At 68.8% G+C, this 9,210-nt stretch carries 10 protein-coding genes; 3 read left to right on the forward strand and 7 right to left on the reverse strand.

The window, feature by feature from the left end; translation table 11 throughout:
- Positions 1-264: 264 nt before the first annotated feature.
- From AC3XYG_RS40130 to AC3XYG_RS40140, 3 genes are all read right to left on the reverse strand, one after another.
- A complete protein-coding gene (locus tag AC3XYG_RS40130; protein WP_489145511.1) occupies positions 265-852 on the reverse strand; it encodes a hypothetical protein in 588 nt (195 codons plus the stop codon).
- A gap of 69 nt (positions 853-921) precedes the next feature.
- Complete coding sequence (locus AC3XYG_RS40135; protein WP_489145512.1) at positions 922-1,542, reverse strand: TetR/AcrR family transcriptional regulator; 621 nt, start codon at positions 1,540-1,542, stop codon at positions 922-924.
- A 162-nt stretch (positions 1,543-1,704) separates the two neighbouring features.
- Positions 1,705-2,193 carry a VOC family protein gene (locus AC3XYG_RS40140; RefSeq protein WP_489145513.1) on the reverse strand — a complete coding sequence of 163 codons (489 nt, stop codon included), beginning with the start codon at positions 2,191-2,193 and terminating at the stop codon, positions 1,705-1,707.
- 230 nt (positions 2,194-2,423) lie between these two features.
- Between AC3XYG_RS40140 and hemA the strand changes: the two genes are divergently transcribed.
- The 3 genes from hemA to AC3XYG_RS40155 all read left to right on the forward strand — a co-directional run bounded on the left by hemA (position 2,424) and on the right by AC3XYG_RS40155 (position 4,908).
- A complete protein-coding gene (hemA, locus tag AC3XYG_RS40145; RefSeq protein ID WP_489145514.1) occupies positions 2,424-3,641 on the forward strand; it encodes a 5-aminolevulinate synthase in 1,218 nt (405 codons plus the stop codon).
- 43 nt (positions 3,642-3,684) lie between these two features.
- A complete protein-coding gene (locus tag AC3XYG_RS40150; RefSeq protein ID WP_489145515.1) occupies positions 3,685-4,167 on the forward strand; it encodes a hypothetical protein in 483 nt (160 codons plus the stop codon).
- Between the two features lie 135 nt (positions 4,168-4,302).
- Positions 4,303-4,908, forward strand: coding sequence for a LysE family translocator (locus AC3XYG_RS40155; RefSeq protein ID WP_489145516.1), 606 nt, complete (start codon positions 4,303-4,305; stop codon positions 4,906-4,908).
- 15 nt (positions 4,909-4,923) lie between these two features.
- Here the strand turns inward: AC3XYG_RS40155 and AC3XYG_RS40160 are convergent, their stop codons facing one another.
- From AC3XYG_RS40160 to AC3XYG_RS40175, 4 genes are all read right to left on the reverse strand, one after another.
- A complete protein-coding gene (locus AC3XYG_RS40160; protein WP_489145517.1) occupies positions 4,924-6,336 on the reverse strand; it encodes a DHA2 family efflux MFS transporter permease subunit in 1,413 nt (470 codons plus the stop codon).
- A gap of 142 nt (positions 6,337-6,478) precedes the next feature.
- A complete protein-coding gene (locus AC3XYG_RS40165; RefSeq protein ID WP_489145518.1) occupies positions 6,479-7,375 on the reverse strand; it encodes a bifunctional 5,10-methylenetetrahydrofolate dehydrogenase/5,10-methenyltetrahydrofolate cyclohydrolase in 897 nt (298 codons plus the stop codon).
- Between the two features lie 98 nt (positions 7,376-7,473).
- The gene (locus AC3XYG_RS40170; protein ID WP_489145519.1) at positions 7,474-8,286 is read right to left on the reverse strand and encodes a carbohydrate ABC transporter permease; all 813 of its coding nucleotides are present in this window, start codon (positions 8,284-8,286) and stop codon (positions 7,474-7,476) included.
- Positions 8,283-9,152 (reverse strand): carbohydrate ABC transporter permease, encoded by an 870-nt coding sequence (locus AC3XYG_RS40175; protein ID WP_489145520.1) that lies wholly within the window; start codon positions 9,150-9,152, stop codon positions 8,283-8,285. Before AC3XYG_RS40175 ends, AC3XYG_RS40170 begins: the two co-directional genes overlap by 4 nt.
- Between the last annotated feature and the right edge of the window lie 58 nt (positions 9,153-9,210).

Here is a 9,210-nt window from a genome sequence, read left to right on the forward strand (position 1 = left end):
ACATCCCGGCGGTGGAACCGGCCGTCATCAGCGTCGGCCACATCTCCGGCGGATCAGCCGGGTCACCCAACATCATCCCGCCGGAGGTGGTGGTGGCGGGCACCGCGCGCAGCTATTCACCCAAGGTGCGCGACACGCTGGCACTACGTCCACACGCCGCATTACGACTTCAACGACGAGATCCTGGCCTTGGGCGCGACCTACTGGGTCGGCCTGGTCGGGCACGAGCTGGGCATGGAGGGGTAGGAGCCCCCCAATCCCGTCTCAGGCCTGGTCGAGATCCGGCCCGATCGTGCCGTCCGGGCGCAGGCGGATGGTGAAGGGGTCGGCGATCTCGCCGGTGATGCTGAGATGCGACACCCAGCCGCTGACCTCAATGCTGCCGTCGTCGAGGGTGCGGGCGGCGGCGGGGAGGACGTGGCCATCCGGCGCCGGCGGCACCATGTCGGCGCCGCTCTTCAGCACCTCGCCGCCCATCACGATCTCCTCGACCCAGCGCAGGGCGATGGCCTCGCGACCCGCCCCATCCGCGGCTTCCCAGCCGGCATCGGGCAGCAGCAGCGGCGCGAGGTCGTTCGGGCTGGCCACCGGCTGCCACACGCCGTCGATGGCGACACCGCGCCACAGCGGCCCGGCATCGGCCGCGACATGGCCGATGAAGGTGACGCGGGTGAAGCTGTCCGGGCGATAGAGCATCAGCGGCGCCAGGGCGGCGTCGTCATTGGCGGACATGCTGGATTGAAGATAGGCCGCCAGCGCGTCGCCATAGGGCGGCGGTTCGCTGGCCACTGCAAAGTCGGCCTGGCCCAGGCTGAGCAGAACAGACACGCCCCAATAGCGGAACTTCGCCATCTGCTTCCTCCGTTGGTGCCCCTTCGCACCCCGGAGGTAAGCAGGGATTGCGGCGAAACAAGGGTGTGGTCAGGGCACCCCGTAGGCACGCAAGAAGATTTCGACGGCGCGTTCCGTCATGTCGCGCATCTCCGCCGCCTCGGGCGCCGGCTCTATCCCGAAAAGGTAGCGCTGTCGCCGGCCGCCCTGCAGCAGGGCGATGAGATCTTCGGCCGCAGCCGCCGGGTCGGCCGGGCGCAGGGCGCCATCGGCGATCTTGGCGCGCAGGAACTCGACCAGGGCGACGCGGACCTGGCCCGGCCCGGCGTCGTAGACGATGCGGGCCAGGTCGGGGAAGGCCGCGGCCTGGGCGATCATCAGCCGCTGGATGCCGAGTGTCGCCGGGTCGAACAGCTTGCGCAGCATGTGCCGGCCGAACGCGATCAGCTCGGCCCCGACCTCGCCGGCGGGGTCGAGCCCGCCGAGCGTGTCGTGCTTGAACCGGTCGGAGACGGCGCGGAGCAGCCCTTCCTTGCTGCCGAAATGGCTGTAGAGGGTCTGCTTGGCGACATTGGCCTCGGCGGCCACCCGGTCCATGCTGGCGGCATAGCCTTCGGCCAGGAAGACCTTGAGGCCGGCCTCGAGGATGGCCTCGCGCTTCTTGCGGCCGCGCGGGGTCGCTGCCCAGGCGGCTTCGTCTTGCATCGTCATCAGGGACAAACCAGTTACCGCGACCCCCACGCCGGAAGATCATGCCGTTGAAACCCGCAGGCTCATAGCCTGACGAGCATCATCTTCGTCGCATGTCCGGCGGGGATTCCCTAGCGGCAGATGGTTACGGCCGTAGCGATGCCGACTCGGCCCGCCCGGCGGCTATCCCGCATAGGCCTTCTGCAATGCGGCGATGTCGATCTTGCTCATCTGCATCATCGCCTGCATCGCCCGCCCTGCCTTCACCGGGTCGGAATCGTGGATCATCTCGATCAGGATATCGGGCGTGATCTGCCAGGACAGGCCGTACCGGTCCTTCAGCCAGCCGCACTGGCTGTGCTCGCCGCCACCCTCGACGAGGCTGGCCCAGTACCGGTCGACCTCCGCCTGAGTCTCGCAACGGACGACGAAGGAGACCGCCCAGCTGAACTTGAAATCCCCGCCACCGTTCAGGGCGGTGAAGTCCTGGCCCTCGATCTGGAAGCCGACGGTCAGGGCGGTGCCCTTCGGCCCGGGCCCGGCCTCGCCACTGTGCAGGACCGAGGTGATCCTCGAATTGTCGAAGACCGAGACGTAGAACTCGGCCGCTTCCTCGGCCTTGCCATTGTCGAACCACAAGAACGGCGTGATCTTCTGGCTGATCTTCGGCACGGCTAAAGCTCCTTCTCGCGTTGTGTGCCCTGAGGACGACCGGGCCGCGGCCGATCCGACAGGCCCCTCGATTTTTTTTGGCGCCCGGCATGCGGCGGATCGCCGCCGAATTCACCGGGCTCTCGCCTCCTGGCACGCTTCGACTATGGTGCCAATTCACGCGGTGTCGACAGATGGGTTACGATGGGTCTGCGTCCGGGCCGCGGCCCGCGGCAGGGCGAGACGGTGGAATGGACTACGAGAGCATCTTCCAGACGGCGATCGAGACGCTGAAGGCCGAAGGCCGCTATCGCATCTTCGCTGAACTCGAACGCCACGCTGGCGCCTTCCCGCGCGCCGCCCATCACGGCATCGAGGGCGCGCCCGACGTCACGGTCTGGTGCTCGAACGACTATCTCGGCATGGGGCAGCACCCGGCGGTGCTGGCGGCGATGCATGAGGCGCTGGACCGTTGCGGCGCCGGTGCCGGCGGCACCCGCAACATCTCCGGCACCCACATCTACCACCACGCGCTTGAGGCCGAGCTGGCCGACCTGCACGGCAAGGAAGCAGCCCTGCTGTTCACCTCGGGCTTCGTCTCCAACGACGCGTCGCTGTCGACCCTGGCAAAGCTGCTGCCGAACTGCGTCGTGTTCTCCGACGCGCTGAACCATGCGTCGATGATCGCCGGCATCCGCCATTCCGGCTGCGAGAAGCGGATCTTCCGCCACAACGACCCGGCCGACCTGGACCGGCTGATGTCGGAATACCCCGCGAACCGGCCGAAGCTGGTGGCGTTCGAGAGCGTCTATTCGATGGATGGCGACATCGCGCCGATCGCCCAGATCTGCGACGTCGCCGACCGGCACGGCGCCATGACCTATCTCGACGAGGTCCATGCCGTCGGCATGTACGGCCCGCGCGGCGGCGGCATCGCCGAGCGCGACGGCCTGACCCGTCGGCTGACCGTGATCGAGGGCACGCTGGGCAAGGCGTTCGGCGTGATGGGCGGCTACGTCGCCGGCTCTTCCATGCTGGTCGACGCGCTGCGCAGCCACGCCCCCGGCTTCATCTTCACCACCTCGCTGCCGCCGGTGGTCGCCGCCGGCGCCCTGGCCGCGATCCGCCACCTGAAGGCCAGCACTGCCGAGCGCGAACGGCACCAGGAACGGGCGGCGACGCTGAAGCGCCAGCTGCGCGCTGCCGGCCTGCCAGTGATGCCGTCGGTCAGCCACATCGTGCCGGTCTTCGTCGGCGACGCCCGGCTGTGCAAGGCGGCCAGCGACCTGCTGCTGGACCGGCACCGCATCTACGTCCAGCCGATCAACTACCCGACCGTCCCGCGCGGGGCGGAGCGGCTGCGAATCACCCCGACGCCACTGCATGACGACCTGCAGATGGCCCGGCTGGTCGAAGCGCTGCGCGACGTCTGGGCCACCCTCGCCATCCCGGCCGCCGCCGCAGCCTGATCCGACGCCCCGGCCCGGACGATCCCTCTCGGAGACTCCCGACATGCGACTGCTCGCCCCGCTCCTGATGGCCGCGTGCGTCGGCCTCGCCACGACCGCCCAGGGCGCCCCGATCACCACCGAGACCAAGCTGGTCGCCGCCCTGACCGCGCTGCCGGCCGCCGACCGCGCCACCGCCTCGGGTCGCGGCGCGGCCCTGCTGCGGGAGAATTTCGGCAGCGGCGACAACAGCTGCGGCGCGCCCGGCAATCCGGCGCTGTCCTTCGACCAGCTGTGCCAATGGACCGCACCCGGCGCCAGCGATGATGACGCGTCGGCATGGCCGGACCTGTTCGTCGGCCTATCCGGCGGGCGCATCGTCGGCATCGCCCTGTCGCACGACAAGGACAAGGTCGGTGCCGACTGGTCCTGCCGGCCGATGTCGGACCCCACCGGCATCCGCTTCTGCTTCCCCGGCGACGTGCCGGCGGCGCAGCAGGCCCGCTGGTCCCAGGAGTGGACCGACTTCCTGAACGCCGCCAACTGATCCCTGCCGGCCCGACCGGGCCGGGGTGATATCGAGCGCGAACGGAGGGCGGCGACGCCTGTCCGGACGCCAGTTGACATCCGCACGAATCAAAAACATAAGCATATAAGGATTTATTTATGTGTTGAGGCCCCCGTGACCGTCAGCCTGATCGATGCCGCCCTGTTCTCGCTTGCCGCGATCGTGCTGCTGGGGTCGCCGGGGCCGGGCATCGCGGCGCTGATCGCCGTGGGCAAGAACGAAGGCTTCGCCCGCGGCCTGGGCTTCTATGGCGGGCTGCAGGTGGGGTTGGCCCTGGCCGCCGGGATCAGCGCCGCCGGCCTGTTCTCGGTGATCGAGGCCCTGCCCTTCGCCGTCATGGCGATGACCGTGGCGGCGACGCTGTACCTGCTGTACCTGGCCTGGCGGATCGCCACCGCACCGGTCGGGGCCGAGGCCGGCCCGGCCGCCGGTGTCGCCGCGACCCCGGCCGGCGGCTTCCTGCTCGGCATTACCAACCCGAAATCCTATATCGCCTTTGCGTCGCTGATGGCGTCCTACCCGATCATCCGCAGCGACACCTCGGCCGACGCCGCCCTGAAATGGCTGCTGTGCGTCGTCGTGATGGTGGTGGTCGATATCCTGTGGTTGTGGGTCGGCGTGGCGATCGAACGGACGAAGCCGCGCCCATCGACCGAGCGGGCGATCAACATCGCGATGGCGGCCGTCATCGCCGCCACCGCGCTGTTCGCGCTGCTCTGATCCGGTTCGGAGAGCCTACTTCCGGCGCTCGTGGCCGCTGACCTGCTTGCCGTCCTCGGGCCGCAGGTAGAGGAAGCCGGGGATCGACAGCAGCGGGATGATCGCGATCAGCAGGAACGCCTCATGGAACCGTTCCGGCGACAGCACCTGGCTTTCCGAACTGACGAGGCCGAGCAACATGGCGCCGACCGAGACGCCGAAGCTGACGCTGAGCTGCTGCAGCACGCCGCCCAAGCTGGTGGCGCGGCTGAGCTTGTCGCCCGGCATGTCGGCATAGGACAGGGTGTTCGAGGTCATGAACTGCATCGACCGCAGCAGGCCGAAGAAGAAGATGTAGCCCAGCAGAATCCAGTGCGGCGTGTCCGGCCGCATCAGGGCGAAGCCGGCGACTGCGGCGGAGCCGAGCGCCGCGCTGAGCACCAGCACCCGGTCGAAGCCGAGGTGCCGCAGCAGCGGCGACAGCATCGGCCGGATCAGTAGGGCGCCGAGGCTGCTGACGAAAGTCAGCGACCCCGAGGCCACCGGGCTGAAGCCGAAGCCGACCTGCAGCATCAGCGGCAGCAGGAAGGGCACCGCGTTCAGCCCGACGCGGCACAGCCCGCCGGCCAGGGTGCCGACCCAGAAGGAGCGCAGGCGGAACAGCGTCAGGTCGACCGCCGGGGCCGCCACCCGGCGGGCATAGCGCCCGAAGGCCAGCAGCAGCAGGATGGCGGCGACCAGCACCGCCGCGATCGCCGGCACCGGGATGGTCGGCCGGCCGATATTCTCCAGCCCGTATTGCAGCAGGGCGACGCCGAGCCCGACCATCAGGAAGCCGGGATAGTCGAACCGCGCCGGCGCCTCGCCCCTGACATCCTCGACGAAGCGCAAGGCCGCCAGGATGCCCAACACGCCGAACGGCACATTGACGTAGAAGATCCAGCGCCAGGAGGTGTAGGTGGTGAGGACGCCGCCGAGCAGCGGGCCGATCACCGGCCCGACGATCGCCGGCAGGGTCATGTAGGTCATCGCCGTGACCAGCTGACTGCGCGGGAAGCTGCGCAGCAGGATCAGCCGGCCGACCGGCGTCATCATCGCACCGCCCAGCCCCTGCACCACCCGCATCGCCAGCAGCATGCCGAAGCTGTCGGCCAGGCCGCACAGCGCCGAGCCGACGGTGAAGGTGCCCAGCGCCAGTGCGAAGATCCGGCGCGCGCCGAACCGGTCGGCGAACCAGCCGCTGACCGGGATGAACACGGCCAGGGTCAGGACATAGGTCGTCACCGCCAAGTTCAGCCGCAGCGGCGTGGTGCCGAGGCTGACCGCCATGTCGGGGATGGCGGTGGTGATGATGGTGGACTCGAGCTGTTCCATCAGGAACGCGATGGCGACGATCATCGGGATGATCACGCGCAGCCGCGGATCCCGCTCCGTCACGAACTGGGGCACGGACTGGGGCTGGTCAGGGAGTCTGTCCGGTGCCGTCATATGTCGGGTTTAAACCCGCAGCCGGCCGCTTGCACCCGCCGCGACGCGCCACATGGAAGGGTTGCGGCGGCGGCATGCACCCGGCCGCTGCGGCCCGCTTCGGTCAGAAGGTGGACGCACCCAGCCTCGTCTCGTAATGCGCCTTCTGGCGGCGGGTGGCGACCACGGTGTTGCGCATCAGCACCGCCACCGTCACCGGCCCGACGCCGCCGGGCACCGGGGTGATCCAGCCGGCCACCGGGGCGACGCTGTCATAGTCGACATCGCCGACCACCCGGCTCTTGCCCTCGTCGTCGATCACCTCGTTGATGCCGATGTCGATCACCGCGGCGCCGGGCTTGATCATGTCGCCCGTCACCAGCTTCGGCTTGCCGACGGCGACGAACACCGCATCGGCCCGGCGCGAGTGCACCGCCAGCGACCGGGTCATGTGGTGGCAGACCGTAACCGTCGCCCCTTCCGACAGCAGCAGGAAGGCGATCGGCTTGCCGACGATCTCGGAATGGCCGATCACCACGGCCTCCAGCCCCTCCAGCTGCAGGCCGGTGCGCTTCAGCATCTCCACCGCCGCCAGGGCTGTGCAGGGCGCCAGTTCCAGTTCGTTGTAGACGATGTTGCCGATCGAGGCCGGGTTCATGCCCTCGACATCCTTCAGCGGATGGATCGTCGTCTGCATCGCCTTGATCGAGATGTGCTTCGGCACCGGGCGCTGCAGGATGATGCCGCTGACCTGGGGGTCGACATTGAGCGCGGCGATGGCGGCCCGCAGTTCTTCCTGCGTGATCCGCTCCGGCAGGCGCCGGGTCTCGAAGGCGATGCCGACGCCCTCGGCTGTGCGGCGCTGGTTGCGGACATAGACGTCGACGGCGCTTTCGTCGCCGACCGTGATCGACACCAGCTTCGGCGGCCAATGCGCCTCGCCCAGCGCCTGCACCTCGGCCGCCACATCGGCCAGGATGGCATCCGCCACCGCCCGTCCGGTCAGGTCCCGCTCGCTCATGGTCCGCTCCGCCGCATCCGCGATGCCGGCTTGTGGCCCGGAGGGTGCGGAGCGTCAACCCATGGTCGCGGATGGCTCGGTTGTGCCCGGGGCGAAGACTACTTGGCCTGGTGGGCGAAGCCGCGCAGCAGATGCTTCTGGATATAGCCGGCGAACAGCAGCACCGGCAGGGAGGACAACAGGCCGATCGCCATCAGCCGGCCCCACAGCGTGTCGTCCTCGGTGATGAAGGTGGCGACGTAGAGCGGCAGGGTGAAGCGGCTGGGGCGCTGCAGGTACAGCAGGGCGAACAGGAACTCGTTCCAGCACAGGATCAGGGCGAAGATCATCGTCGCGACCAGCCCCGGCAGGGCCAGCGGCAGCACGATGTGCCACAGCCGGCGCCAGAGGCCGGCTCCGTCGATCGCAGCCGCGGCCTCGATCTCCACCGGCACCTCGCGGACGAAGCCCAGCAGCATCCACAGGCAGAACGGCAGGGTGTAAAGCTGATACACTAGCACCAGGCCGGACAGGGTGCCGAGCAGGCCGAGATCGAGCAGCAGCGCATGCAGCGGCAGCGCCACCACGATCGGCGGCATCAGCTTCACCACCAGCACCAGGATCAGGAACAGCACGTCGAGCCGCTTCGGAAACCGGAACCGCGCCAGGGCGTAGGCGGCGAGGAAGCCGGCGAAGAGCGACAGCAGCGTGGCGCCGAAGGCGACCAGCGCGGTGTTCTTCAGCCGCACCAGGAAGCCATCGTCCAGCACGGCGCGGATGTTCTCGAGGGTCGGGGCCGTCGGCAGGAAGCCCCGGCCGGCGCGGGCCGGATCCTCGAAGGCGGCGGCCAGCATCCACACCACGGGTGCGGCGAAGACCAGCACGAACAGGGCGATGCCGAGATAGGGCAGGATCCGGTTGAGGCGGGTCACTTGGCCGAACCCCGCATCGCCTGGGCGGCATAGACGGCGCACAGCGCGCAGGCGATTGCCATCATCACGACCGAGGCGGCGGCGGCGAGGCCGACATCGAAGAACTTGAAGCCCTTCTGGTAGACATACATCGACATCGTCTCGGTGGCGTTGCCGGGTCCGCCGCCGGTCAGGGCATAGACCTTGTCGAACAGCTTGAAGGTGTCGATCAGGCGCAGCAGCAGGGCCAGGAAGATCTGGCCGCGCACCAGCGGCAGCACGATGCGGGTCAGCAGCACCCGGCCACGGGCGCCGTCGGTCCGCGCCGCCTCGACCACCTCGGGCGGGATCGACTGCAGCCCGGCCAGGACGATCAGCGTCGTCATCGGCGTCCACTGCCAGGTGTCGACCAGCATCACCGACCACAGCGCGATGGACGGGTCGGACAGCCAGGCCACGCGCGGCAGCTGCAGCCAGGTGAGCGCGCCGTTCAGCACGCCGACATCGTAATGGAACCAGGACCGCCAGATCGCCGAGCACACCAGGGTCGACAGCATCATCGGATAGACCACGACCGACAGCACCGCGCCACGGCCGCGGAATTCGCGGTTCAGCAGCAGCGCCAGGGCGGTGCCGAGCCCGACCTGGACCAGCGAGGCGACCACGGCGAATTTGACGGTGTTGCCGATGTCGACCCGGAAGAACCAGTCGCCGAACAGCGTGATGTAGTTGGCCAGGCCGACCCAGCGCGAGGTGTCGGCGGCATAGTCGATGTCCTGGAAGGAATAGACCGCGACCTGGACCACCGGCACCAGCGCGAACACGACCAGCAGCAGGGCCGCGGGAAGAAGAAGCAGGGCAAGCTGCCGACGGTCGGTGAAGAGCATGGGCGGGTGACTGTGCTTTCCCAGCGCAATTTAAGATCCTCCCCCTCCCCTCGCGGGA

Source organism: Inquilinus sp. (assembly GCF_057815775.1).